At 71.4% G+C, this 25,880-nt stretch carries 21 protein-coding genes; 8 read left to right on the top strand and 13 right to left on the bottom strand.

What is annotated here, in order from left to right:
• Positions 1 to 374: 374 nt before the first annotated feature.
• From R2J75_RS02550 to R2J75_RS02520, 7 genes are all read right to left on the bottom strand, one after another.
• Positions 375 to 917 carry a chemotaxis protein CheW gene (locus R2J75_RS02550; RefSeq protein WP_243336004.1) on the bottom strand — a complete coding sequence of 181 codons (543 nt, stop codon included), beginning with the start codon at positions 915 to 917 and terminating at the stop codon, positions 375 to 377.
• Between the two features lie 37 nt (positions 918 to 954).
• Positions 955 to 2,589, bottom strand: a complete 1,635-nt coding sequence (locus tag R2J75_RS02545) for a methyl-accepting chemotaxis protein (RefSeq protein WP_316411008.1) — start codon at positions 2,587 to 2,589, stop codon at positions 955 to 957.
• 124 nt (positions 2,590 to 2,713) lie between these two features.
• The gene (locus R2J75_RS02540) at positions 2,714 to 4,870 is read right to left on the bottom strand and encodes a chemotaxis protein CheA (RefSeq protein ID WP_316411007.1); all 2,157 of its coding nucleotides are present in this window, start codon (positions 4,868 to 4,870) and stop codon (positions 2,714 to 2,716) included.
• 10 nt (positions 4,871 to 4,880) lie between these two features.
• The gene (locus R2J75_RS02535; RefSeq protein WP_316411006.1) at positions 4,881 to 5,198 is read right to left on the bottom strand and encodes an STAS domain-containing protein; all 318 of its coding nucleotides are present in this window, start codon (positions 5,196 to 5,198) and stop codon (positions 4,881 to 4,883) included.
• Positions 5,199 to 5,207: 9 nt separating this feature from the next.
• Complete coding sequence (locus R2J75_RS02530) at positions 5,208 to 5,576, bottom strand: response regulator (RefSeq protein WP_316411005.1); 369 nt, start codon at positions 5,574 to 5,576, stop codon at positions 5,208 to 5,210.
• Between the two features lie 8 nt (positions 5,577 to 5,584).
• The gene (locus R2J75_RS02525; RefSeq protein ID WP_316411004.1) at positions 5,585 to 6,604 is read right to left on the bottom strand and encodes a methyl-accepting chemotaxis protein; all 1,020 of its coding nucleotides are present in this window, start codon (positions 6,602 to 6,604) and stop codon (positions 5,585 to 5,587) included.
• A gap of 423 nt (positions 6,605 to 7,027) precedes the next feature.
• Entirely contained in the window at positions 7,028 to 7,546 is a 519-nt protein-coding gene (locus tag R2J75_RS02520) for an Hpt domain-containing protein (protein ID WP_316411003.1), read from the bottom strand.
• Between the two features lie 230 nt (positions 7,547 to 7,776).
• On the opposite strand from R2J75_RS02520, the gene R2J75_RS02515 reads away from it, so the two are divergent.
• Complete coding sequence (locus R2J75_RS02515; protein WP_243347493.1) at positions 7,777 to 9,189, top strand: aldehyde dehydrogenase family protein; 1,413 nt, start codon at positions 7,777 to 7,779, stop codon at positions 9,187 to 9,189.
• Here R2J75_RS02515 and R2J75_RS02510 read toward each other — a convergent pair whose 3' ends face one another.
• The 4 genes from R2J75_RS02510 to R2J75_RS02495 all read right to left on the bottom strand — a co-directional run bounded on the left by R2J75_RS02510 (position 9,190) and on the right by R2J75_RS02495 (position 16,489).
• Complete coding sequence (locus R2J75_RS02510) at positions 9,190 to 11,613, bottom strand: DUF5916 domain-containing protein (RefSeq protein WP_243335528.1); 2,424 nt, start codon at positions 11,611 to 11,613, stop codon at positions 9,190 to 9,192. It lies immediately after the preceding gene.
• 108 nt (positions 11,614 to 11,721) lie between these two features.
• Complete coding sequence (locus R2J75_RS02505) at positions 11,722 to 12,519, bottom strand: SDR family oxidoreductase (protein ID WP_243335526.1); 798 nt, start codon at positions 12,517 to 12,519, stop codon at positions 11,722 to 11,724.
• A gap of 65 nt (positions 12,520 to 12,584) precedes the next feature.
• Positions 12,585 to 15,047 (bottom strand): bifunctional metallophosphatase/5'-nucleotidase, encoded by a 2,463-nt coding sequence (locus tag R2J75_RS02500; protein WP_316411002.1) that lies wholly within the window; start codon positions 15,045 to 15,047, stop codon positions 12,585 to 12,587.
• Positions 15,048 to 15,061: 14 nt separating this feature from the next.
• Entirely contained in the window at positions 15,062 to 16,489 is a 1,428-nt protein-coding gene (locus R2J75_RS02495; protein ID WP_243335523.1) for an OmpP1/FadL family transporter, read from the bottom strand.
• Positions 16,490 to 16,707: 218 nt separating this feature from the next.
• On the opposite strand from R2J75_RS02495, the gene R2J75_RS02490 reads away from it, so the two are divergent.
• Together R2J75_RS02490 and R2J75_RS02485 are read left to right on the top strand one after the other, a co-directional pair.
• Complete coding sequence (locus tag R2J75_RS02490) at positions 16,708 to 17,472, top strand: alpha/beta hydrolase (protein WP_316411001.1); 765 nt, start codon at positions 16,708 to 16,710, stop codon at positions 17,470 to 17,472.
• Positions 17,469 to 18,059 carry a YtfJ family protein gene (locus R2J75_RS02485; protein ID WP_243335519.1) on the top strand — a complete coding sequence of 197 codons (591 nt, stop codon included), beginning with the start codon at positions 17,469 to 17,471 and terminating at the stop codon, positions 18,057 to 18,059. Before R2J75_RS02490 ends, R2J75_RS02485 begins: the two co-directional genes overlap by 4 nt.
• Here R2J75_RS02485 and R2J75_RS02480 read toward each other — a convergent pair whose 3' ends face one another.
• Complete coding sequence (locus tag R2J75_RS02480) at positions 18,060 to 19,073, bottom strand: DUF2804 domain-containing protein (RefSeq protein ID WP_243335516.1); 1,014 nt, start codon at positions 19,071 to 19,073, stop codon at positions 18,060 to 18,062. It abuts the gene before it with no gap.
• A 90-nt stretch (positions 19,074 to 19,163) separates the two neighbouring features.
• On the opposite strand from R2J75_RS02480, the gene R2J75_RS02475 reads away from it, so the two are divergent.
• From R2J75_RS02475 to R2J75_RS02460, 4 genes are read left to right on the top strand one after another with little or no spacing between them, the layout of a single operon-like run.
• Positions 19,164 to 19,898, top strand: a complete 735-nt coding sequence (locus tag R2J75_RS02475; RefSeq protein ID WP_243335515.1) for a GntR family transcriptional regulator — start codon at positions 19,164 to 19,166, stop codon at positions 19,896 to 19,898.
• Positions 19,895 to 21,619, top strand: a complete 1,725-nt coding sequence (locus tag R2J75_RS02470; RefSeq protein WP_243335513.1) for a glycerol-3-phosphate dehydrogenase/oxidase — start codon at positions 19,895 to 19,897, stop codon at positions 21,617 to 21,619. Before R2J75_RS02475 ends, R2J75_RS02470 begins: the two co-directional genes overlap by 4 nt.
• The gene (locus tag R2J75_RS02465) at positions 21,612 to 23,180 is read left to right on the top strand and encodes an FGGY-family carbohydrate kinase (RefSeq protein WP_243335511.1); all 1,569 of its coding nucleotides are present in this window, start codon (positions 21,612 to 21,614) and stop codon (positions 23,178 to 23,180) included. The genes R2J75_RS02470 and R2J75_RS02465 overlap by 8 nt, the downstream gene beginning before the upstream one ends.
• The gene (locus tag R2J75_RS02460) at positions 23,177 to 24,883 is read left to right on the top strand and encodes an FAD-binding oxidoreductase (RefSeq protein ID WP_316411000.1); all 1,707 of its coding nucleotides are present in this window, start codon (positions 23,177 to 23,179) and stop codon (positions 24,881 to 24,883) included. The genes R2J75_RS02465 and R2J75_RS02460 overlap by 4 nt, the downstream gene beginning before the upstream one ends.
• Before the next feature lie 4 nt (positions 24,884 to 24,887).
• Here R2J75_RS02460 and R2J75_RS02455 read toward each other — a convergent pair whose 3' ends face one another.
• The gene (locus R2J75_RS02455) at positions 24,888 to 25,337 is read right to left on the bottom strand and encodes a cache domain-containing protein (protein WP_243335505.1); all 450 of its coding nucleotides are present in this window, start codon (positions 25,335 to 25,337) and stop codon (positions 24,888 to 24,890) included.
• 115 nt (positions 25,338 to 25,452) lie between these two features.
• Here R2J75_RS02455 and R2J75_RS02450 point away from each other — a divergent pair, with 115 nt between their 5' ends.
• Positions 25,453 to 25,740: a putative quinol monooxygenase gene (locus tag R2J75_RS02450; RefSeq protein WP_243335503.1), complete on the top strand. Its 288-nt coding sequence runs from the start codon at positions 25,453 to 25,455 to the stop codon at positions 25,738 to 25,740.
• Positions 25,741 to 25,880 lie beyond the last annotated feature (140 nt).

The following is a 25,880-nucleotide window of genomic DNA, read 5'->3' as shown; positions in this document are numbered from 1 at the left end:
ATGGACCGGCGCACGGCCCCCCGCCCCGCGTCCGGGGACGCGGGTCAGGAACACCGGGCAGAACCCGGGGAGCTGGGGCCTAGGGACGCAGGTCGCACCTGCGGAACGGATCGACTGAGAACGATGGGGGAAGGCTAATACGGAAATTCCACCCTGTTAAGCCTCCCGGCACCCGGCCCGCCCCGCGGGAGTCCGCCCGGGCCCCGGCCCATCGGGCGTCCCCGCCACCCGTCGCCCCAACTGACCATCGGTCATCCCTCGGAATGCTCAGGCCGACATGTAAAAATGCATTTATATCCCGGCGGATACACCCCTCCACACCGCCATGCGGCGTCGATTTTTGCCTATTTGTTTAATTTCCGAAACGCCGATTTTTACCCAATTTCCGTCGGCGCGCAGGAGGAGGCCAGGGCCGTCATCTCTTCGATGGAGAGGACATGGGCCACGTCCAAAAGGATCACGAACCGCCCGCCCACCTTGCCCACCCCCGCGATGAATTCGGAGCGCAGGGCGCTGCCGAAGGCGGGGGCGGGCTCGATGTCCGCCTCGGCGATGTCCAGGACCTCGCTGACGTTGTCCACCAGGATGCCCAACTCCACCGTCCCGCCCTCCGAGGGCACCTCCAGGATCACGACACAGGTGCGCCGCGCCACGTCCGTGGGCGTCCGCCCGAAGCGGACCGAGAGGTCCACCACGGGCACCACGGCGCCCCGCAGGTTGATCACCCCGCGGATGAAGTCCGGCATCAGGGGGACCGCCGTCAGGGCCCCGTACTGGATGACTTCCTTGATGCACCGGATGTCCATGGCGAAGGCTTCGCCGTTCAGGTCGAAGGCCAGGTACTGGGTCTTCTGGGCCGAGGCTTCCAGGTTCGCCTGGCCCCGGACCCGCTTGTCCAAACGCATGGGTGCGCCCATGGCGCCCTCCTTTGTCATGCCGGGGGATCCGGTCCCGTCAGAAGTTCGTGAATTCGCGCTCGTCCACGTCAGCCTGGGCGGCCCGGGCCCGGGCCGGCCCGGGCTTGGCGGCCGCGCGGGCGCCGCCCGACCGCTTAGCCGCCGTCCGGGCGGGGCCGCGGTCCAGGTGGAAGAAGGCCATGACCGACTGCAGTTCTTCGGCCTGGGCGCTCACTTCCTCGGACGTGGAGGCCATTTCCTCCGAGGCGGCCGCGTTCTGGGCCACCGCCTGGCTGATCTGCCCGATGGCCCCGTTGATCTGGCCGACCCCCGCGTTCTGCTCGCTGCTGGCGGCGGCGATCTCCATGACCAGGTCCGAGGTCTTCTGGATGGAGGGCACGATGGCATCGAGAAGCTTGCCGGCCCGTTCCGCGAGTTCGACGCTGCTGGTGGCCACCTCCCCGATTTCCTGGGCCGCCACCTGGCTGCGCTCGGCCAGCTTGCGGACCTCGGCGGCCACCACGGCGAAGCCGCGGCCGTGCTCCCCGGCCCGGCCCGCCTCGATGGCGGCGTTGAGGGCCAGGAGGTTGGTCTGGTAGGCGATGTCGTCGATGATGGCGATCTTCTGGGCGATCTGCTTCATGGCGCCGACGGTGGCCCGCACGGCCTCGCCGCCTTCACCCGCTTCCTTGGCCGTCCGGGTCGCGATGTCGCCGGTGACCTTGGCGTTCTCGTTGTTCTGGGCGATGGACGCGCTCATCTGCTCCATGGAGGCGCTGGTCTCCTCCACGCTGGCGGCCTGTTCACTGGCGCCCTGGCTCAGGGACTGGGCCGTGGAGCTGAGCTGCTCCGAGGCCCCCACCAGGGACTCGGCGTTCTCGCGCACCTGCCCGATCACCTCGCGGAGCTTGAGGACCATGGCGTGGATGGAGGCCATCATGCTCGTCGTGTCGCCCCGGGCCAGGTCCACCTCCACGGTGAGGTCGCCGGCGGCCACCTTCTGGGCCACGTCGGCGGCGTCCTTCGGCTCGCCACCCACCTGGCCGCGGATCACCCGGGTGACCAGCAGGCCCAGGCCGATGGACAGGGCGAAGCCCACGACGATGACCGCCAGGGTGGTGCCCCGGAAGGACACGTAGAGGGCCTGGTTGGCCTTGGTGGCCTTCTCGGCGGCCCCGAGGTTGGCCTCGATGATCTCGTCGAAGGTCTTGCGGAGGGCCAGGTACCGGGGCCGCGCCTCCTCCTCCATCACCCGCCGGGCCTCATCGTCCTTCTTGGCCTTCGCGAAGGCCAGCCCCTTCTCCAGGACCGCCAGGTACTCCGGCCAGGCCCCGTCGAAGCGCTTCCAGGCCTCGGTCTCCGCCGGCGTCATGTCCGTGGCCCGCTCCTTCTTGGCCCAGTCCAGGATCTGGGTCTGGGCCTTGCCCATGTTCTGGGTCTCCTTGGCGCGGGTCTCCTCGCTGCGCGCGATGACGGCATAGAGGAAGCGCTGCTGCAGGGAGGCCAGCTCGATCAGGGCCCCCGACATGTTCCGGAGGGGCACCACGGCGTCCTCGTAGGTATGCTCGGCGCGGTCGTTGATGCTGCCCGCGCCGCCCAGGGCGATGCCGCCGACGATCACGGAAACCATGGAAACGCAGATGAAGGCCAGCAGGAGCTGCGCTGCGAGCCTGAGACGCCTGAACCAGTTCATGGGTCACCTTCGTTCAAGAAGAGAGGGGGGGAAGGGGGGCCCGGAGCCTGCGCGTTGCGGACATCCGGGAACGAAAGAAAAGCGTGAATGCACGTGCGTCAACGAACCCCAGGGGGGGGATGGATCAGGAGCCCTGGGCGAGGGCCGGGAGGATGCGGCCGGGCTGACTGCGCCCGCCCACGGCGAGCTGGACCAGTTCGGGCACGTCCAGGACCAGGGCCACCTTGCCCGAGCCCAGGATCGTGGACCCGCCCACGCCCCGCAGGTGCTGGAACAGGCTCCCCAGCGGCTTGATGACCGTCTGGAACTCTCCCAGCAGCCGGTCCACGACGATGCCCGCCCGGGTCTCCCCGAACTGCACCACCACCACCCGCTCCCGCGCCGGGCGCTCCCCGGGCGAACCCAGCACCTCCCGCAGCCGCAGGAAGGGCAGCACCTCGCCCCGCAGGTTGATCAGGTGGTTCTCCTCCGACTCCAGGAACGGGCCCAGGTCCAGGCACTCGATGATCATGTCCAGGGGCACCACGTACGTGGCCTCCCCGACGGTCACCATGAAGCCGTCGATGATGGCCAGGGTCAGCGGCAGGCGCAGCCGGATCGTCGTGCCCGCGCCCTCGTAGCTTTCCACCTCGACCGTGCCCCGCAGCTCGTCGATGTTCCGGCGCACCACGTCCATGCCCACGCCCCGGCCCGACAGGTTCGTCACCGCCGCCGCCGTGGAGAACCCCGGCTCGAAGATCATCGCGTTGATCTCCGCGTCCGACAGCTCCGCGCCCTCCTGCACCAGCCCGCGCTCCACGGCCTTCCGCAGGATCCGCGCCCGGTCCAGGCCGCCGCCGTCGTCGCTCACCTCGATGACGATGCTCCCCGACTCGTGGAACGCGTTCAGCGCCAGCGAACCCGTATCCGGCTTCCCCCGCGCCCGACGCACCTCCAGCGTCTCGATCCCGTGGTCGATGGCGTTCCGCACGATGTGCATCAGCGGGTCCGCCAGCTTCTCCACGATCGACTTGTCCAGCTCGGTCTCGGCCCCCTGCACCTCCAGGTCGATGGCCTTGCCCAGCTCCTTCGACACGTCCCGCACCACCCGCCGGAACCGCGCGAACGTCTCCCCGATCTGCACCATCCGCAGACTCAGGGCGTTGTCCCGGATCTCCTCCACGAGCTTGTTCACCACCGTCAGGGACTCCAGCAGCGATCCGTCCCGGGCCCCCGCCGCGCGGGTCTGCGCGCTGGCCCCGGCGATCACCAGCTCTCCCACCAGGTCCACGAGCTTGTCCAGCTTGTCCGCCGAGACCTTCACGATCTTCAGCTCCCCGGCCTGGCGGTCCTGGGCCTTCTTCTGCTTCTCCAGCGCCGCCGCCACCACGGGGGCCGGCACGTCCTGGTCCTGCACGAGGATCGTCCCCACCTTCCGGCCGTCCTCCGCCTCCCGCTGCACCCGCAGCGCCTCGGCCAGGTCGTACTCGGTGATGCAGCCCCCGGCCACCAGGATCTCGCCCAGCAGGTGCTCCTCGTCGGGCAGCTCCCGGATCAGGGCCAGGTACGCCTCCACCTTGGCCTGGGGCGGGATCAGCCGGACCTGGCTCTCCTCCCGCACGAACTCGAACACGTCCTCCAGGGTCTTCCGGTCGGCGTCCGTCTCCAGGTCCATCTCCAGGCCCAGGTAGCACTGCTCCGGGTCGAAGGCCTCCCCGGCGGGGAGCCCCTCCAGGAGGGCGTGCATGTGCACCATCCGGCCCAGGGTGCCCAGATACCGCACGAAGGACAGGGGGTCCATGCCCGTCTGGAGCACCGTGGGGGCGAAGCGCACCGACAGGTGCCAGTGATCGCGGCCCGCGGCCGGATGGCCCGTGGGTTCAGGCCGGATGGCCGCCGTCGCCACCTCCCCCTTCAGCCAGGGCACCAGGGCCTCCAGAAGCCGGTCCCCTTCCGCGCCGAGCTCCGGGCTGAGCTGCCCTTCGGCGTCCGTGCCCTCCTGGATGAGGACCACGAGGTGATCGTGGCAGGCCAGGAGGAGCCCCACCAGGTCGCCGTCCAGGGCCAGCTGGCCCCCGCGCACCCGGTCCATGACCGACTCGACCGCGTGGGCGAACCGCACGATGGGATCCAGGCCGAAGAGGCCCGCCGACCCCTTGATGGTGTGCACCGCCCGGAAGATGGCGTTGATGGACTCGGCGGGGTCCGGCTGCGCCTCGAGGCCCAGGAGGGCCTCCTCCATGGCCGCCAGGAGCTCCTGGCACTCCGTGATGAACGTCTGCTTGACCTGATCCATGTCCATGGCGCGGTCCTCAGGAAGGGGATTGGGTGGGGGCGAGGAGGAGGGTGTCGCCGAAGGCCCCGGCCAGGCGCAGCAGGTCGAGGACCTCCACCACCGCGGGGCTGTGGTTCCCGAAGGGCACGGGGGTCCCCGCGGCCTGGCCCTCCCGCTTGAGCCAGAGCAGGACCTGGATGCCGGCGGTGTCCACCTCCGCCACCCCGGACAGGTCCAGCTCCAGGGGCGCCTGGCGCAGCTCCTCCCGGAGCCGCGCCCGGGCCTCGGCCGCCTCGAAAATGGTCAATTCGCCCTCGAGCTTGAGCGTGGAACCTGACCGCGTGAACGTCAGCATGGCAACACCTCAGGGAAGGATGAGTTTGGAAACCGCCATCAGGAGCTGCTCGGGCTTGAAGGGCTTGACCACCCAGGCCCGCGCCCCCGCGGCCTGGCCCTCCTTCTTCTTCTCTTCGCCCGCTTCCGTCGTCAGCATGATGATCGGCGTGAATCTGTAGGCCGGCAGCGTCCGCACCGTCTTCAGGAACGTGATCCCGTCCATGTTGGGCATGTTCACGTCGCACACCATCAGGTGCACCTTCTGGCCCGTGAGCTTCGACAGCGCGTCCTGGCCGTCGCAGGCCTCGATCACCTCGTAGCCCGCCCCGGCGAGGGCGATGCCCACCACCTGCCGCAGGCTCACGGAATCGTCGATGATCATGATCGTCCTGGCCATGGCTCCACTCAGAAGAAGGTGATGTCGGATTCGTCGGACGCCCCCGCGCCCTCGCCGTGGTGCACGGCGAGCTGCTCCAGCGTCGTGTACGTGCGCTCCAGGTCCCGGAGCCACGCGGCCGCGTCCAGCGCCCCGCCCCCCGCGACCTCCGCCGCGAACTTCTCCATGTCCGCGATCACGCTCTGCAGGATCTGCGAGACCCGGTCCTGGAACTGCAGGTGCACCAGCGTCCCCGAGATCTCCCGGCCCAGGTCCTCCCCGGCCTCCTCGAACCGCCGCGCCGAACCCGACAGGTCCGTCGCCCCGGCCTGGATGTCCTCCACCACCCGGTGGATGGTCGCCTCCGCCCGGTGGATCACCTCCGCCTCCCGGTCCCCGAAGGCCTCCGTCTCCCGCAGGGTCTCCAGCAGCGACTGGTTCACCCACGCCACCTTGGTCGTGATCGCGTTCCCCGTCGTGCCCGAGCGCTCCGAGAGCTTGCGCACCTCGTCGGCCACCACCGCGAAGCCCCGCCCCAGCTCCCGGGCGTGGGCCGCCTCGATGGCCGCGTTCAGGGCCAGCAGGTTGGTCTGGTTGGCGATGGAGGCCACCTCCTCGCTCATGGCCCGCAGCTCCTCCGTGATCGCCGCCAGCCCCCGGATCTTCTCCAGCACCACGGCCCGGGCCCGGGCCCCCTCCGCCAGGTCCCGCACCACCCCCGCCAGGGCCTCCGACCCCCGGTCGATGATTCCCTGCAGCTCCCGGTTGCTCTCCAGCCCCGAGGTGTCCAGGGCCTTGCGCAGCTCCCCGTGCATGCCCGCGAACCGCGAGGCCAGGCCCCGGATGGCCTCCTCCATCTGCTGCCGGGCCTCGGCGGTCTGCCCCGCCCACACCGGCACCACGGCCTGGGCCACCTGGGCCAGGGGGGCCGCCCCGGGCGCCGGCGCGGGGGCCTCCGGGACGGGCGCCGGGGGGGCGCCGGCCGCGGGGGCCTGGGTGGCGAAACGCCGGGCGGCGACGGTGCAGCCGGCCGCCAGGACGCCTGCCAAGGCACCGGGCCACCGGAATCCCGACAGCCCCCAGGGCGCCAGGAAGGCCAGCGCAGGCAGCCCGGAGCGGCTCAGAACATCGGGCTGGGGGGACCGAGGGTGGATCAAGCGAACTCCAACGGGGAACCGCGCGGGGCCAGGAAATTCACGATCAGGAATGAATATGTTGCCAATTGAAACAAGAGGCTAATACAAACCCCTCCGTCCCGGAACCCTCCCCGGCGCGGCCGCCCCGGCCCTTCCCCATTTCCAAGTCCTTTATACAGAAGCAAACCAGAGCGCTGGCTCTTAATTGAATTCTTGAAAACAGGCATTAATACGATCGAACGACAGAATCAAGCTCATAAGTGCCAACTTGGCATTCATACAAGTCATTCCTAGGTTTTTCCCAGTTATTAAAATTTCGAAACAGGCCGCTTTTTCCTATTCGCCCAGCCCCTTGCGCAGCCCCTCCACCACCACCTCCAGCCGGGCCTCGAAACACGCCACGGCCGCCTCGGGCGGCCTCCCGCCCCGCAGGAGGGCCTCCTCCAGGTCCCGGGCGGCCCAGGACAGGGCCTCCGCTCCCAGGGTCATGGCCGTGGATTTCAGCGTATGGACCAGACGCTGGGCGGTCTCCAGGTCCCCCGCGCCCAGGGCCTGGCGGAGGTCCGCGCCCGCCCGGGCCTTCCCGTCCCGGAACCGCTCCAGCATGCGGCGGTAGACGTCCTCCCGGCCGGCGCAGTAGCCCAGGCCCAGTTCCGTCCGGATCCCCGGCAGGACCCAGGCGGCCGCGCCACCCCCGGCCGCGGGGGCCGCCGGAACCTCGCAGGGCGCCGACGCGGGGACCGGGGGATGGGGCTCCCGGGCCCGCAGGCGCCGGCGGGAACGCCAACCGGCCACCGCCAGGCCCGCACCGGCGGCCGCCGCCAGGAGGAGGAAGAGGAAAGAGGCGCCGTGCATGGAACTCCTGGAACGGTCTGGACGCTGAGGGCAGCGGGCAGGATGGCTTCGGGGCGATCCCGATGGGGACCGGGGTCTCCCCCATCTTGCCCCAATGCCGATGCAGGGCTTCCCCCTTCGCGTCGGAAGTGCGCTCAGGCATGGCGGGGCTTCAGGCCTGTCGCCCGGCTGAAAGCGCGATTATCTTATCCCGTGCCCTTCCCCGCGGGAACCGGCCGCCGGAGCCCCCCATGCCCGAGACGCCCCCCCAGGATCTCCACGCCCGCTTTGAAGCGCTGCGGGCCCACCGCTGGCGGCAGGCGGCCACCACCGCGGACCTGCGGCGCCGCCGGCTCGTGGCCCTTCTCGACGCCCTCATGGCCCGCCGGGCCGAGGCCCATGCCGCCCTCGCCGCCGATTTCGGCAAGGCCCCCGCGGAGGTGGACCTCACGGAACTCTACCCCGTGCTCACCGAGATCCGGATGGCGGTAAAGCGGCTGGGCCGGTGGATGCGCCCCCGGTCCGGCGGCCTCTTCCTGTCCTTCCTGGGCAGTTCCGCCCAGGTGCGCCCGGAGCCCAAGGGGGTCGTCCTCATCCTCAGCCCCTGGAACTACCCCCTCCTCCTCGCCCTGGGCCCCCTCGTCTCCGCCGTCGCCGCCGGCAACTGCGCGCTCCTCAAGCCCTCCGAGGCCACCCCCGCCACCAACGCCTTCCTCCGCGGCCTCCTGGCCGAGGTCTTCCCCCCCGGGGAGGTCGACCTGGTGGAGGGCGGGCCGGAGACCGCCCAGGCCCTGCTGGACCTGCCCTTCGACCACGTGTTCTTCACGGGCAGCCCCCGGGTGGGCCGGATCGTCATGGAGGCCGCGGCCCGGCACCTCGCCTCCGTCACCCTGGAGCTGGGCGGCAAGTCCCCGGTCTTCGTGGACGCGGACGCGGACCTGGAGACGGCGGCCAAGCGGATCGTGTGGGGGAAGTTCATCAATGCCGGCCAGACCTGCGTGGCCCCCGACCACGTGTTCGTCCACGCCTCCGTGCACGATGCCCTGGTGGAGGCCCTGGCCCGGGCGGTCCGGACGGCCTACGGCGCCACGCCGGAGGCGCGCCGGGCCAGCCCGGACTTCGCGCGGATCATCTCCCGGCCCCACCTGGACCGCCTGCGGGCCCTGCTGGCGCCCCCCTCGGGCCGGGTCGTCCTCGGCGGCGACTGGGACGAGGCGGACCGCTACTTCGCCCCGACCCTCGTGGCCGACGTCCCCCCCGACTCCCCCCTCATGGGGGAGGAGATCTTCGGGCCCATCCTGCCCGTGATCCCGGTGCCCTCCATGGCCGCCGCCCGCGAGCGCGTGATCACGGGCCCCCCGCCCCTGGCCCTCTACGTCTTCACGGGCACCCGCGCCGGGGCGGAGGCGATCCTGGCCGGCACCGCCTCCGGCGGCGCCTGCGTGGGGGACACCGTGCTCCACTTCGCCCACCCGGGCCTGCCCGCGGGCGGGGTCGGGGCTTCGGGCTTCGGGAAGGCCCACGGGCACCACGGCTTCCTGGCCTTCTCCAACGAGCGCGCGGTGCTCCGCCAGCGGACCCGCTTCGCCCCCATCCAGCTCATGTACCCGCCCTACACCCGGTTCGTGCGGCGCCTGGTGGACCTGACCCTGCGCTGGCTCTGATCAGCGGAAGAGCCAGCTCAGCTTCACCAGGAACACGTCGTCCGACGGCAGCCGCCCCAGGACCGAGATGTCCGAGCGCGGGCTCAGCGAGCCCCGGTCGTTCACGAGGGCGTCGGTGGCCACCCCGTGGGTGTAGACGAAGAACAGGGTGGAGCCGGCCTTGAACTCCCACCGCACGATGAGGTTCTCGTTCCAGAGGCGGTCCGAGAAGGCCGTGTCGCCGGCCGGGGCCGCGGGGGCCAGGGTCTCGTCGTCCACGTAGGCCTGGGTGTCCCGGAAATTCCAGTTGGCCAGCAGCCACTGGCTGAGGACCTGGACGGAGAGGCGCGGATTGAAGGCGTAGGCCACGCGCACCGTCTCGTTGAACTGGGACATGCGGCGCAGGCCGACGACGGGGATCGTCCCCTGGGTCTCCAGGTAGCGCTGCTCGCCCTCGGCCTGGACCCAGCTCGTGTCCGTGTTCACCTCGAAGGACTCGCCCAGCTTGATGGACTGGGACCAGGACGTGGTCGTGGTGGGGCCGCCCGGGTACCAGGACCGGTCGGCGCTGATGCGCACGTACCACGGGCGGTTGCCCGGGGTGTCGAAGCCCAGGTTGACCCCGTTGCTCCGGGGCCGGCGGAGGTACTTCTTGACGGGATCGCTCCAGGTGCGGAGCTCCCGGTCATCCTCCAGGGGGAGGTTGGTCCAGGTGCTGCCCCAGAAGGACCAGAACGTGGTGAGGTCCATGCGGGCCCAGGCGCTGGTGCCCTGGGAGAAGGCCCGCCCGGCCTGGTCCCGGCCGTACCACACGTCGGCGCCCAGCTGCCAGTTCCGGGTCCGGCCCAGGGTGGTGTCCCACTGGCGGACCAGGCTGAAGTAGCCCCGCTGCTGATCCGCCCGCGACAGGTAGCCCAGGTCGTTGGGGTTGAAGGCCTTCGTCGTGTTGTCGGCGTTGAACTCCATCTGCCAGCCCGAGGCCCAGCGCCGGTTGACCCGGACGTAGGCCTTGGAGCCGGAGGCCTCCTCGCCGTGGACCCCCGCGCGGCTCCCGGCCAGGCTCCATTCGAACACCGTGCTCCGGTCCCGGCTCTTGAGGGCCCCGTCGGCCTCGCCCACGAAGGCCGAGCGCCCCGCGGGATCCGCCTCCCGCACCCGGGACGCGAAGACCCCCACGCCGCTCCCCACTTCGTCCAGGCGCTGGAAGCCCCGGAAGGCGGCATACGAGGTGAAGGGCGCCAGGGCCAGCCCGTGGGTGGACCCGTCGGCCTCCCGCACCGTGCCGCGGGCGTTCTCCACCCCCGCGGCGAGGGCCCCGAAGGAGAGCCCGTTGTCCAGCTTGGAGGTGAACTTGGCGGCCCCGGCGATCTCGGCCGTGGCGGGCCCCTCCAGGAGGGTCTGGCCGTCCTCCAGGTCGGGGCTGGCCAGGCTGCGGCCGATGCGCCGGCTGTAGAAGAGGCGGGTGCCCGGAACCTGGAAGAGCTCCATGCCCTCCAGGAAGAAGGGGCGCTTCTCCGGGAAGAGGGTCTCCACGGTGGACAGGTTGAGCACGGCCTGGTCCACCTCCACCTGGGCGAAGTCGGGGCGGACGGCCAGGTCGAGGGAGGCGGAGGGGCTGAGGCCCAGGTGCGCGTCCAGACCCGTGTTCCCCTTCCAGCCGCGGTCATCGTACACATTGGCGGTGCTGGCCTTGCGCTGGAGGCTCAGGAAGGGGATCCATTCCCGGCGGAGGCGCGGCCGCACCCCCTCGATGCCCTCCAGGTCCGGAAACCGGCTGGCGAAGGCGTTCTCCCCCCGGGGGGGCAGATCCCAGTAGCTGGTCTCCCGCACGCTCCCGTGGGCCGTGCGGCTGAAGTTGATGCCCCAGACCTGGCGCTCGGAGCCGTTGGCCATGCGGAGGGCCGACAGGGGGATCTTCAGGACCGCGGTCCAGCCCCGGTCATCCACCCGGACGCCGCTTTCCCAGACCGCGTCCCAGCTGGCGTCCGCGGACGAGGAGTCCCCCGTGAAGATGGCGTCCCGCTGGACACCCGCGGCGTTGACCATGAAGCCGAAGGCGGTGCGCCGGTCCCGGCGGCTGTCGATGTACACCGAGAACCAGTCCGTCTGGCTGTCCTGGTCCCGGCGATGCAGACGCCGGGCCGGACCGTTGCCCGCCCCTCGGTCCATGCGGGCGCCCACGTACAGATAGTTGTCGTCGTAGAGCACCTTGACGTAGGTGGGCAGGGCCGAGTCCAGGCCGAACTCCGGCCAGGATTCCTTGAAGCCCGTCGCGGCGGGGGCCCGGTCCCAGTCCGGTTCCGCCATGCGGCCGTCAGGGCGGATGGGACCCCGGGCGCGGATGGCGATGAGGCCGGCGTCCAGGGGCAACCCGCCCGCCAGCGCGCCCAGAAGGGCGCCCGCCAGGACCCACCGACCCCACCGCCTCGACCGCTCGAAGTTCATGGACCTTCCCCAGGGTGCCCGGGAGGCCCCGGGGACCCTTTGATCCTAGCGTCATCGGGGCCACGCTCGGCAGGGTGCCTGTCTTTTCCCAGGCGCCCCCTGGCGGCTTCAGCGGCCCCGGAATTCGTCCATGGTGCGGTTCACCCCGAAGAACCCCAGGATGGCGTCGTAGAGGGTCGGCGGCAGGACCTTCACGGCCAGGACGGCCAGCACGAACCGGGGGAGGATCAGGCGCTTCCGGTTGGAGGCCACCGCGCCGAGCACCCGCCGGGCCACGTACTCGGGCCGGAGGATGGGCAGGAGCCACGGGAAGCGGGTGCGCACCCCCGCGAACATGCCCGTGTCGATGTAGAAGGGGCACACGAGGGTGGTGCGCACCGGGTGGCCGAGGCGCTTCAGCTCCAGGCGGAGGGATTCGTCGAAGCCGACGGCGGCGAACTTGGAGGCGCAGTAGTCGGTGAGGCGGGAGGTGCCGCCCAGGCCGGCGGCGCTGGCGAGGGTCACCACGTGGCCGCGGCCCTGGGCGAGCATGCCGGGCAGGAAGGCGCGGGTGAGCCAGAAGAGGGCCAGGGTGTTCACCCGGAAGGTGCGCTCGATGGCGTCCTCGGAACAGTCCAGGATGGGCCGGCCGGTGACGATCCCCGCGTTGTTCACGAGCACCTCGACGGGCCCCCGCTCCCGCAGCACCTGGTCCGCGGCCGCGAGGGTGGCGGCCCGGTCCGCCAGGTCCACGGCGTAGCCGGCGTGCCCTTCCCCCAGTTCGGCGAGGACCGCCGCCAGGCCCGCCCCGTCCCGGTCCAGGAGGGTGAGGCGGGCCCCCCGGTCCCGGGCGCCCAGGGCCATGAGCCGGCCGATGCCGCTGGCCGCGCCGGTGATGAGGACGTGGGCACCCTGCAGACGGGTCATGGGGGCTCCGGGGAAAAGGCCGGGGGGCCTCGCGGCCCCCCGGTCCGGGTTTCAGGCGGGTTCCGTCAGGCGGCGGCCTTCAGGGCGGCCAGGGTGCCCATCAGCTGCCCGATGGTGGCCAGGGGGTAGCTCGCGTTCCGCACGGTGACGGCGGCGCCGTCGGTGGGGAAGTCCGTGAAGGACCCGGTGGAGAGGTACTCGCCGGTCACGGTCCCGGAGGTGAAGTGGCCCCCGGAGGCGGGCGGGGTGATGAGGTTGATGAGGAGGGCCATCCACTCCTTCAGCTCCGTGACGGTGGCCACCGGCCCGTTGAGGTTGATCCGGTAGGCCATGGCCGCCGCCAGGTTGGCGCCGGAGACGGTCTCCGTCCCGGTCGGCTTCGCGTAGGCGGTGACGGCGGCGCCGAACTTGCTCTGGGCCGCGTCCATCATCAGCACGGCGTAGAGGTCGCCCGCGACCCGGTGCCGGATGGAGGTGGCGAGGGCGGTGGCGGTGCCGGTGCAGGCCAGGTCCGTGGCCCCGAAGCCCTTCACCTGGCCGATGGCGGCCGTCGCCAGGGCGAAGATCCGCGTGGGCAGCTTGATGGTGCCGGCGGCCGAATCCTGGGCCGCGAGGGTCGCGACCTCGCCCAGGACGGGGAGGTTCGCCGCGATCAGGGCGGGGGACAGCGTGGCCGCGGGGTCGTTGAGGGCCACCATGGCGGCGGCGTAGGAGTTCGTGGCCATGTCGCCGGTCAGGGCCGCGCCCGAGTCCGTGGCCAGCAGGGCCAGGTCCTGGAGGGCCTTGGCGGCCTTGGCGCTGCCCGCGGCGGCCTTGGCCGAGGTCACGTTCAGGACGGCGGCGGCGGTGGCGTACTTGAAGTAGGCGTACGATCCCGTGGCGTCCAGGTCGTAGGCGACCCCGGACAGGTTCAGGTAGTAGTCGGAGGGCGTCAGGTTGGTCTGGCTCAGCAGCTGGAGGGCGCAGAGCTTCTGCACGTCCGCGTAGGTGAGGTACACCGACATCAGCGGGTAGCCCACGGGGAGGGCCTGCGTGGTGTCGGGGGAGATGCCCAGGGGCAGCACGTTGTAGAGGTTGGCGAAGGAGATGGGGGCGTTCTTGTCCAGCCCGTCCCGGATGACGCCGGTGGGCACCACGCCGAGGACGTAGGGGTTCGGGTCGTAGCCCTTGCCGGCGAGGAGGCCGGCGGCGGTCGCGAGGGTCGGGCTGGCGGGATCCCCGTTCCAGCCCGCGGCGAGGAGCGCCTTCTGGACGATGCCGTTGGGGACGTTCCGCACGGAGTCGGCGCAGAGGTTGCCCAGGCCGCTGGGGCTGAGGACCGCGGTCTGGTCGTTGGAGCGCAGGTCCTGCAGGGTCGCCCCGACCGGGTGGTAGACGCCCTTGCTGATGTCGGTGGGGCTGTAGTCCGGGAAGAACTGGCTGAAGAGGGCGGACATCCCGTAGTTGAGGGTGGCGTCGGCCTGGCCCACGAACACGGTCTGGGCCCCGTCCCGGGGCGGGTTCACGCCGAGGCCCGCCAGGGAGGCGTCGGTCATGGCCTTGTTGGAGGAGGCGGTCAGGGTCGTGTTCTTGGCGGTCTTGTGCCAGGCCAGGTCCACCCGGGCCACGTTGGCGGAATACGCGCCGGCGCAGATCACCTGGGTGGTCCAGGCGCCGTTGGTCACCGCGCGGGCCGCGCTGGCGTCCGGGGAGGGGTTGTGGGTGTGGCCGGAGGCGATGATGTCGATGCCGGTCACGTGCTGGGCCAGGGTGATGTCCTCGCCCGTGGCGCCGCCGGTGGCCACGTCGGTGCCCGCGTGCGAGAGCGCGACCACCACGTGGCAGCCCTGGGTGTTGCGCAGGTCGTTGACGATGTTCTGGACGAAGGTCCAGTTGGCGCTGTAGTCCGTGAAGGTGACCGGCGCCGCCGCGGGCGCGGCCGCCGCGGCCTCCTTGCCCATGAGCCCGAAGAAGCCCACCTTCAGGCCGTTCGGGAGGGTCTTGGTGTAGGTGGCGTGGACGGCGGTCCCCCAGTAGGGGGCCAGGTCGGCGTTGCCGTTGAGGACCGTGTTGGAGGCCACGAGGGGCGTGCGGAAGCCGAACTTGGCCTGGGAGACGCTCAGGATGGAGGCCAGGCCCTTGGGCGTGTAGTCGAACTCGTGGTTGCCCAGGGCCGCGCAGTCGTAGCGCAGGGTGTCCAGGAAGAAGGTGCCCATGGGCTGCGCGCTGTCCGTGAGGTCGTAGAGGGTGCCCATGGTCCAGTCGCCGGAGTCGACCAGCACCACGGGGGTGGTGCCCGAGGCGGCCCGCACGGCGTTGACGTAGGCCGCCACCCGGGCGTATCCGCCGGTGGCCCCGATGTCCGTGGCGGACATGGGTCCGGTGCCCGCCGCGTGGTGGTGGACGTCCGTGGTCTGGAGGAGGGTGAGGGTGGCGCCGTCGGCCGGGTCGCCCACGGCCTTCGGCCCCTCCGGGGAGCTGAGGCTGCAGCCGGTCAGCAACGCGAAGAGGATGCTTCCGGCGGCGAGGGGGAATGCTTTCCTGTTCATTGCGGAACCGTCCTTTAGAAGTGGTAGTCGAGGCCGAGGGCGAAGATGAAGTACTGCTTGTTGTATTCCTTGGTGGGCGAGATCGTCACGCCCTGGGCCGCGAAGGCGGCCTTCAGCTGGGCGTCGCCCGCGTCGGCGTTCTTGTACTTGGTCTGGAAGGCGGTGTGGGCCAGGCCCACGTTCAGCTTGAGGCCCTTCGACACCTCCACCTGGAAGCCCGTGCCGATGGACATGTAGTTGGCGTGGGCGCCGGGGACGCTGATGTCCAGCGTGGAACCCTGGCGCTGGCCGATCTGGTTGAAGTTGACGCCGAGGGAGAAGAGCCAGCGGGGCGTGGCCTGCCACTCGACGGCCGCGCTCTCCTCGTAGGTGTTGCGGTAGGCGTCCTTGGCCTTGATGCCGAACTGGGGGTTGTCCAGCTTGTCGAAGTTGACCGACTTCTCCAGGTAGGCGTTGGCGCCGCAGCTCAGGCGCACCTCGGGCGAGAGCTGGTACCCGACGCCCATCCGCACCACCTGCGGCAGGTCCAGGTGGGCCTTGGCGCCGTCCACGAACAGGCCGCCCCCGTCCTTGCCGTCCTTGACCTTGGTCTTGAAGTTCAGGGGGGTGGCCATCTCGTAGGTGAGGCTCACCACCCACGCCGGCGTGGGGGTCCAGTTGAGGGCGACCTCGCCGGAGAAGCCGTTGGCCGTGTCCTCGACGTCGATGACCACGCGCTCGTGGGTCCGGAGGTCGTGGTTGTAGAGGTTGTAGGTGCAGTACCCGTCGACGCTGCCGACGATGGCCTGCCTGGAGGTGACGAAGCGCGCCGCGGCCGCCACCGACCACCGGGGATCGAGCTGGAGCGCGCCGCCCACCCGGAAGGCCACGTAGTACGAGGAGCCCTTCAGGTAGGAGTTCGAGGGGAAGTACTCGGTCCCGAGGCCCGCGGCCAGGGCCTGGGCGGGCGTGGCCCCGTGGGCCAGCGCGTCGGCGCCGATGACCGTGGAGGTGGAGGCCTGGCCGTAGCCCGCCAGCTGCTTGCCCAGGAGGTCGAGGGTCGGCAGCCCCTCCTTCCACTCGCGGATGGCGGTGGCCCCGATCGTCTGGATGCCCACGAAGGCCGCCCAGTCGCCCTTCTTGTAGGCGGCGTAGAAATTGGGCACGAGGAGCACCGGATTGTCGGAGGTGTAGGTCCGGTCCCCCACCACCGGGTTCCCGATCGTGCGCACGGTGGCCTTCTGGAAGATCATCTGGTCGCTGGCGTTGAAGGTCCAGCCGTCCTTCAGGCGCGGGGTCGCCGCCATGTTGTAGTAGACGATGTCGGCGTTGTCGACGGCGCTGTTGCGGTCGAACATGCGCATGTATTCCGCGCTCTGGTTGCTGTTGTAGAAGATCCCGCCGGCCGCGGCGGGTGGCGCGAACCCCAGGACCAGCGAAGCGAAAAGCAGCCCTTTCTTCATTCACGTACCTCCTGTGGGGGCCTGGGGTTTCCAGGACATGGAAACCTTCCGCACGCTGGCGGAGTGGGCGGTTGAATTGTTTTGGGGGGATGTTAGACCCAGGGTCGGCGCAGGTCAAACACTTACGCTGGAATAAAAAGACACGGACCTCGCCTTCAGGCTTGACGGGTCCGCGCGCCAGCTTCCATGATCCGGGTGTCCTTTCCTGCGAGCGAGCCATGGCCGACGTTGTTCAAGATCCCGCGTGGCAGCCCTTTGCCGCCTATTCCGGCACGGGCCCCGGCGTGCTCGTCTCCCACGGTTTCACGGGCAGCCCCGGAAGCATGCTCCCCCTGGCCCGGCGCCTCGCCGAGGCGGGCTGCAACGTCGAATGCCCGCGCCTCACCGGGCACACGGAGCACTGGCGCGACCTCGTCCCCGCCACGGCCGAGGACTGGCTCCGCGACCTGCGCGAGCCCCTGGCGCGCCTCAAGGCCCGGAGCTCGACGGTGTTCGCCGTCGGCCTCTCCATGGGCGGCGCCCTCGTCCTGCGCCTCGCGCAGACGGACCCGGACCTGCGCGGCGTGGCCGTCATCAACCACGCCCTCTACTTCGGCAACCCCCTGGTCCCCTTCGCGGGCCTGCTGAAGCGCATCCTGCCCTCCACCCCCGCCATCGCCTCGGACATCATGGACCCCGGCGTCCGCGAGCCCAGCTGCGACCGGACCCCGACGGCGGGCGTGGCCCAGGTGTACCGCCTGGCCCGCATGGTGCGCCGGGACCTCCCCTCCCTCCGCCAGCCCCTCCTCATCCTGAAGTCCCGCCAGGACCACGTGCTGCCCCTGCGCAACGCGACCCGCACCCTGGCCCTCGCGGGGTCCGCGCGCAAGGAGCTGGTGTGGCTCGAACGCTCCTATCATGTGGCCACCCTGGACTACGACCGGGACCTCATCGCCGACACCTGCCTCGCCTTCTTCCAGCGCGTCCTCCGGGAGGAACCATGAAAGCCGTCCCCGCCCTCCTCGCCCTCTGCCTCGCCCTTCCCGCCCCGGGGGTGGAGGTCGGACGCCGGCTTCCCGAGGCCCGGGTCGCCGCCCGCGGCCTCCTGGTGCCCCGCACCCGGGTGGAGGGGGGGCGCATGGTCCTGGACGGGAAGGAGATCGCCTACCGCCCCTGGAGCAGCGCCGAGGGCTCGGGCCGCGTCCGCACCTTCTACCACCTGGCGGCCCGCATGGGCGTGGACGACATCAACAAGGCGTACATCGACGCCCTCATCGCCGCGAAGCTCCCCGAGCTCCTCCCCGACGGCGCCTACAAGACCGTCACCATCCTGGACCTCTCCCAGGCCAATTTCGTGACCCGCGGCATCGGCGCGGGGCGCCTGGAGAAGAGCCAGCGCGAGACCCCCTACGCCCTGTTCGTGGCCGACGCCTCCGGCGCGGCGCGGGCCGCCTGGGGCCTGAAGCCCGGCGAGTCCGCCGTGATCGTCCTCGACCGGGACGACACCGTGCTCTTCTTCAAGGAGGGCCGCCTGACCGCCGACGAGATCGCCCGCGCCGTCGGCCTCATCCAGGCCCGCCTCCGTCCCTGATCACCAGACCGAGAGATGCACCTCGGCGACCCCCGGCACGTCCTCCAGGCGCGCCTCGCGGCCGTCCCGGGTGCGGAGGCGGCCCCGCCACAGGCCCGCCAGCTGGCGGAAGTTCACCTTCATCCCCGGGAGCCAGGCGCGCTCGCCGCGGCCGCCCAGGGGCCGGAAGCGCAGGTCGACCCGGCCGTCCTCGGTGAAGACGCGCCAGTCGCCGCCCTCCGGGCGGTCGGGGTCCACCTCGAAGATCACCTGGGCCACCCGCTCCCGCCGCCCCCCGATCCAGAAGGCGTCCTCGGGGTAGTAGGACTCGTTCACGAGGGCGGCGAAGTTCGCCCCGACGGGGGTGCCGTCCTCCAGGAACCCGGCCAGGGCGCCCCAGTACCAGTTCGTGTGGCGGTTGAAATAGCCCGCGGACCAGTCGACCACCGCCGCCGCGGGCCCCTTCAGCTCCCGGCCGTCGAAGACGGCCCGGAAGGTTTCGGGCACCAGGGGGGCCGCCTTCTCCGTGAAGGTGAAGCGCCGGGGGTCGCCGCAGCTGGGGTTCACCACCCGCAGGGGCTGGTCCTCGAACCCGAAGGGGAAGCGCGCGTCCAGGGCCAGCCGGCCCCCGAAGGCCGCCTCCACCTCCAGCCGGCCCCGGGCGTGGCTCTTGGCCAGGTCCAGGCGGCAGCCCCGGCCCGCGTAGTGGATGGCGTGGGCGTCCGGGTCCAGGGGGAACACCAGGCGGGAGGGGAGGTCCTTGAGGGACCGCTCCCAGCTCCGGCCGGTCCGGAGGTCGCAGAAGAACCCGAACACGTTGGCGGCGTAGCCCAGGCGGACCGCCGCGACGGCCACCAGCCAGTCGGGACCCAGGAGGCCCAGGTAGGTGAACCCCCCCAGGGCCAGCCGCCGGCGTAACCTGCCGAGGGGACGCCCGAAGAAGCCCCGGAGCACGAAGGCCTCCGGATTGAACACCACCGGCCCGTCGAGGCAGCCGTAGCCCACCCGCCCGTCGTCCTGGATCAGCTGGAACATGCGGGGAGTTTACCGGAAAAGCCGTTGACGGCTTCCGGAAATTCCGTAACTTGTCTATACAAGATCTTGTCTATACAACCTGGAGCCCCCATGATCCGGACCACCCTCGCCGCCTCCATCCGGGATGCCCTCCGGGAGGGCATCCAGGCAGGCGTCTGGCAGGACCGCCTGCCCTCCGAACCCGACCTGGTCCGGCGGTTCGAGGCCAGCCGGGAGACGGTGCGGAAGGCCCTGGCCATGCTGGAGGCCGAGGGGCGCATCACCCGCATCCACGGCAAGGGCACCTTCATCGAGGAGCCCCTCAGCTTCAACCCCCTCTCGGGCATCCTCTCCATCACCCAGGAGCTGGCCCGGTCCCGGCACCCGGTGGCCAACCGGGTCCTGGGCGGGGCCTGGATCCCCCCCGGACGCATCCCGTCGGCCTTCCTCCAGGCCTTCTTCGAGGGGGAGCCGCGGGTCTTCGAGCTCCGGCGCCTGCGCCTCGTGCGGGACGAGGTCCTGGCCGCGGAGACGAGCTGGTTCCGGGCCGGGGCCTTCCCCGGGGTGGAGACGGCGGACCTGTCCGGCTCCCTCCACACCCTCATGACCGGCCGCTATGGCCTCGCCCCCCAGCGGGTGCGGAACCGCTTCCAGGCCCTGGACTTCCGCGCCAAGGAAGCCCGGGAGGCCGCCCAGGCCCTCGGCAGCCGCCAGGCCATCCGGGTCGAGCGCGCCCTCCTCCGGGGGCGGGAGGTCTACTACGCCGTCAGTTTCACGCTCCGCACCGATCTGTATCCGCTGGAGTTCCTGCAGCTGCCCGGGAGAACGGGCGAGGAGGTCCTGTGACCCGCGAGCGCACGAACGATTTCGCCGTGGACGGCACCCCCCTGGCCTGGAGCGCCCTCGACCGGGACCGGGAGCTGGACCGGGCCGCGGCCACCGACGTCGACCTGGTCATCCTGGGCGGGGGCATCACCGGCGCCGGCATCGCCCGGGAGGCGGCCCTGCGCGGGATCCCCTTCCTGCTGGTGGACAAGGACGACTTCGCCGCCGGCACCTCCAGCCGCTCCTCCAAGCTCGTCCACGGCGGCATGCGCTACCTGGCCCAGCGGGACTTCGCCCTCGTCCGGGAGTCCACCACGGAGCGCAACTGGCTCTGCGCCGCCCTGCCCAACCTCGTCCGGCCCATCCGCTTCCACTACTGCGGCTACCTGGGCGGCAAGGACACCCCCGGCCGCGTGCGCCTCGCCCTGCGCCTCTACGACCTGCTCTCCAACACCTTCAGCCGCTACCGCATGCCCCGCCACGAGCTCCTCGCGCCCGAGGAGCTCCGGCGCCGGGAGCCCGCGGTCCGCGCCGAGGGCGTGGCCATGGCGGGCGACTACTACGACGCGAACGTGGACGACGCGCGCCTGACGATGGAGGTCCTCAAGGAGGCCCGGGACCTGTCCGGCGGCCGCAGCGCCGCCCTCAACTACGTGGAGGCCCTCGCCATCCGCGAGGCCGCGCCGGGCCTGCGGGAGGTGGACCTCCGGGACGCCTTCACGGGCCGCGCCTTCACCGTGCGCGCCCGCTGCGTGGTCAACGCCACCGGGGTCTGGGCGGGCGGAACGCTGGCCCGGGCCGGGGGCCCGTCCGGCCTCATCCGGCCCACCAAGGGCGTGCACCTGGCGGTGCCCAACGCCCGCGTCGGCAACCGGGAGGCCTTCGTGATGCGGAGCCTCGACGACGGCCGCTCCTTCTTCGTGCTGCGCCGGGGGGACATCACCCTGATCGGCACCACCGACACCGACTACCAGGGCCCCCTCGAGGCCCCCTTCTGCACGGCGGAGGACGCCGACTACCTCCTGCGCACGGTGAACGCGCGCTTCCCCGAGGCCCGGCTCACCCGCGACGACGTGCTCTCCACCTACGCCGGCATCCGCCCCCTGGTGCGCCAGGAGGGGGTGGGCGCCTCGTCCGTGTCCCGGCGCCACGTGGTGCGGGACGAGGGCGGCGGCCTCGTCACCGTCGCCGGCGGCAAGCTGACCACGTTCCGCCTCATGGCCTGGGACGTCCTGCGCACCTGCTCCGCCCGCGGGTACCTGCGCCCCCTCGGACGGAAGGAGGCGAAGCGCCACTTCTCGCGGCGGCCCCTCAAGGCCGGCCTCGCCTGGGAGGCCTTCGGCGCCGCCCTCCGCCGCCTGGACCTGGAGGGGCTCCTGCCCGGGCCCGCGCTGCGGCACCTCCACCAGCAGTACGGCCAAGGCGCGCTCCGGATCCTGGCCGCGGTGAAGGCCGACCCCGGTTCGGGCCGCCCCATCCTCGAGGGGCACCCCTGGTGCGCCGCCGAGATCGAGCACATCCTGGCCTACGAGAACGCCCCCACCCTCATGGACGTCATGCTGCGCCGCACCGAGATGCAGATGATCGTCTCCCACCGGGACCAGCCCGCGCTGGCCGCGGGGGTCGCGCGCATCCTGGCGCGGGCCTACGATTGGGACCAGGCCCGGACGGACCGCGAGCTCGCGGACTACCTGGCCTACGTGCGCCGGACCATCCTTTTCGAGCGGGACGCCCATGCCTGACACCCTCCTGGCCCTGGACTGCGGCACCCAGAGCCTGCGCGCCATGATCTTCTCGGCGGACGGCAGGCTCCTGCACAAGGTGAAGGTGGAGTACGAGCCCTACGTGAGCCCCCGGCCCGGGTGGGCCGAGCAGGACCCCGAGCTCTACTGGCGGAGCCTCTGCGAGGCCGTGGCCGCCCTCAAGGCGGAGGCCGGGGAGGCCTTCGCGGCCGTCCGCGGCGTCGGCGTCACCACCCAGCGCGACACCCTCGTCTTCCTGGACCGGGAAGGCCGGGTGCTCCGGCCGGCCCTCACCTGGCTGGACACGCGCAAGGCCCGCGCCGTGTACCGGCCCGCCTGGTGGCGGGCCCTGGCCTACCGCGCGGTGGGCATGCTGGAGGCGATCCAGAAGACCCAGAAGGAGGGCAAGGCCAACTGGGTCCGCCAGAACCAGCCGGAGATCTGGGACGCCACGGCCTGGGTGCTCCAGGTCTCGGGCTTCCTGAACCAGCGCCTGACGGGCCTCTTCCGGGATTCCGTGGCCAATCAGATCGGCCACATCCCCTTCAACTACAAGAAGATGCGCTGGTGCCGCAAGGGGGAGCTCGCGGCGCTGCTCTTCCCCATTCCGCTGGAGCGCCTCCCGGAGCTGGTGCCGGCCGGCACCCCCCTGGGCGCCGTCACCGAGGCGGCTGCACGGGCCACCGGCCTTCCCCAGGGCCTGCCCGTCATCGCCTGCGCCTCCGACAAGGGCGCCGAGACCATCGGCATCGGCTGCGTGGGCCCCGACATGGCGAGCCTCTCCCTGGGCACCACCGCCACCGTCCAGACCACCACCCCCCGCTACGTGGAGCCCATCCGCTTCATGCCCCCCTACCCCGCCGCCGTGCCCGGGCACTACAACCCGGAGGTGGAGATCTTCCGGGGCTACTGGATGATCTCCTGGTTCAAGCGCGAGCTGGCGCCCCAGGACGTGCAGGAGGCCCTGGCCCGGGGCGTGGCCCCCGAGGCGCTCCTGGACCGCCACCTGCGGGAGGTGCCGCCGGGGAGCATGGGCCTGGTCACCCTCCCCCACTGGGGCCCCAGCCTCAAGCTCCCGGGCACCAAGGGGGCCATGGTCGGCTTCGGGGACGTCCACACCCGGGGCCACCTGTACCGCTCGGTCCTGGAGGGCCTCGCCTACGGCCTGCGGGAGGGCCTCGAGAAGATCGAGCGCCGGAGCGGCGTCCGCATCCGCCGCATCGGCATCTCGGGCGGCGCCACCCAGTCCGGGGAGATCTGCCAGCTCACGGCGGACATCCTGGGCCGCGAGCTGACCTGCGGCGAGACCTTCGAGACCGCCGGCCTCGGCGCCGCCGTGCTCACCGCCGCCGGCGTCGGGCTCCATCCCGGCATCCCGGCGGCGGTCGCGGCCATGGTGCGCCACGGCCGCGCCTACGCGCCCCGGCCCGAGGTCGCGGGCCTCTACGACCGCCTCTACCGGCGGGTCTACCTGCGCCTCTACGGGCGGCTCAGCCCCCTCTACCGGGAGATCCGCGCCATCGTCAACTACCCCGAACGCGCCGCCGACGAGGTCCCATGAGCCGCCGCGAGCCCCTCCCCTGGATCCACGAGCCGCCGCCGCCCGGTTCCTGGCGTTCCATCTTCAAGTGGGGCGACCCCGGCACCTTCAAGCACCCCAACGCCCGGCTCTGCGACCTCATGCGCCGCACCTTCGGCCTGGACGAGGCCGCCTTCCGGGAACCCCGCCGCCCGGGCCTGGCCCCCGTGGCCTTCCCCGAGCCCCCCGGACTTCCGGAAGGCGTCCTGGCCGCGTTCCGCGCCGTCCTCGGCGAGGGCGGGGTCGAGACCGGCGCCTACGCCCGGCTCCGGGCCGGGACGGGAAAGACCATGCTGGACCTCCTGCGCCTGCGGGAGGGCCTGGCCGTGGACCTCCCCGCGGCGGTGCTGCACCCCCGCAACCACCACGAGGTGCGCCGGATCCTGGAGATCTGCGCCCGCGAAGGGATCCCCGCGACCCCCCGGGGCGGCGGTTCCTCGGTCACCCTGGGCCTCGCGTGTCCCCGCGGCGGCGTCACCCTCGACCTCACCCGCCACATGCACAAGGTCCTCGCCCTCTCAGAGGCGGACCAGACGGTGACGGTGGAGGCGGGCATGTACGGACCCCACCTGGAAGCCGTGCTGAACGCCGCGCCGGAACTCTTCGGCACGAAGCACCGCTACACCTGCGGCCACTTCCCCCAGTCCTTCGAATGGTCCACGGTGGGCGGCTGGGCCGTGACCCGGGGCGCCGGCCAGAACTCCACCTACTACGGGAAGATCGAGGACCTGGTGGCGGCCCAGACCTTCGCCGCGCCCGCCGGCGACCTGCGAACCCGGGCCTGGCCCCGGGCGGCCCTGGGCCCCGACCTGGACCAGCTGCTCCTGGGCGGCGAGGGGGCCTTCGGCGTGCTCACCGAGGTCACCCTGCGCATCTTCCGCCACCTGCCGGAGACCCGGCGCCGCTACGCCTACCTCTTCCCGGACTGGGAGGCCGCCTGCGGCGCCGCCCGGGAGGTGCTCCAGGGCGAGGACGGACGCCCCTCCGTCTTCCGTCTCTCCGACGCGGAGGAGACGGACATCGCCCTCAAGCTCTACGGCGTGGAGCATCCGGTCCTGGACACCCTCCTGGCCCTGAAGGGCCTCAAGCCCGGCCGGCGCTGCCTCCTCCTGGGCACGGCCGACGGCGAGGACGGCCAGACCCGCGTCACCGCCGCCGCCGTGGCCCGGGCCGCCCGGGCTGCCGGCGCCCTGTCCCTCTCGGGCCTGGTCACCCGCGCCTGGGAGCACGGCCGCTTCAAGGACCCCTACCTCCGGGAGGACCTCCAGGACGCCGGCATCCTCACGGACACCCTGGAGTGCTCCGTGACCTGGAGCAACCTGGCCCAGGTCCACCGGCGCGTGCGGGAGGCGGTGCACGCCCGGCCCCGGACCCTCTGCATGGCCCACATGAGCCACGCCTACCCCCAGGGGGGCAACCTCTACTTCATCTTCATCACGGCCATGGAGGACATCGCGTCCTACCTGGCCTACCAGGCCTCCATCCTGGACGCGATCCGGGCCAGCGGCGCCAGCCTCAGCCACCACCACGGCATCGGCCGCATGACGGCGCCGTGGCTCGAGGGCCAGCTGGGGTCCACGGCCATGGATCTCCTGCGGGCCCTCAAGGCCCACCTGGATCCCGGCGGCATCATGAACCCCGGCGGCACCCTCGGCCTGGACCTGCCCGGGGCGGCGCGCCGCTGAGCGCCTACTTCTTGTAAGTCCCGGCGCCCACGATGAGGCCGTCGCACAGGACGATGTAGCTCGTCTTCTGCTCCATCTTCCCGGAGAGGGGGTTGGGGTACTTGTAGTCCACCCAGCCGCTCCCCTTGGCCTTCGCGAGGCTCACGAACTCCCGGATGATGAACTTGCCGTCCGGGTCCTTGAGGTCCCAGCGGTTCTTGCCCACCAGCTCCTGGGTGTTGTAGCCGATGGCCTTCACCACGCCGTTCAGGTCGTAGATGAAGATGTAGAGTTCGCTGCCGGAGCCCACGTGGAAGACGCCCTGGTTGGTCTCCTTGATGAGCTTCTCCATGCCGTTGGCCTTGGCGTAGGCCACGGCGCGCTTCACCAGGGTCTCCGCCTGGGCCGGGGTGGACTGGGCCGGAGCGGCGAGGGCCGGCAGGAGTACGAGCGCCGCGGTCAGGAACATGCGCATGGCGAACCTCGAAAAGGGTGGGGGGAAAGTGCAACCAACATACCCACCTGCCCCGGTCCGCGCCATTGATCATGCGATCAGCCCATCGGCGGTAACCTGGGGGGTGGAGGTTCCCATGTCCGCCCACATCGTCGTCGCCACCATCCACGCCCGCCCCGGCTGCGAGGCCGCCCTGGAGGCCTCCCTCGCCGCCCTCGTGCCCCCCAGCCGCGCCGAGGCCGGCTGCCTCCGCTACGACCTCCACCGGGACGTCAACGACCCCCTGACCTTCGTCTACCTGGAGGCCTGGGAGAGCGTGGAGGTCCACCAGGCCCACATGCGGACCCCCCACTTCCTGGCGGCCCGCAAGGCGCAGGAGCCCCTCGTCGCCGCCCGGGAGGTCCGGATCCTGGCCCAGGTCTGACCCTGACTCCGTCCGGTAGCTTATGAGGCCGGGTGGGTCGGAACGTTGGACTAGGGTGTGTTCGTAATCTTGGATAGTAATGGCTAATACCCATCCGTGCCGGAGCATGGAGGAGCTGGAATAGTGAGTCTGTGCTGCAG

This window comes from Mesoterricola sediminis (assembly GCF_030295425.1).
Lineage (GTDB): Bacteria > Acidobacteriota > Holophagae > Holophagales > Holophagaceae > Mesoterricola > Mesoterricola sediminis.
The sequence above is the reverse complement of the archived record's forward strand: the minus strand, read 5'-3'. Positions and strand labels throughout refer to the sequence as shown.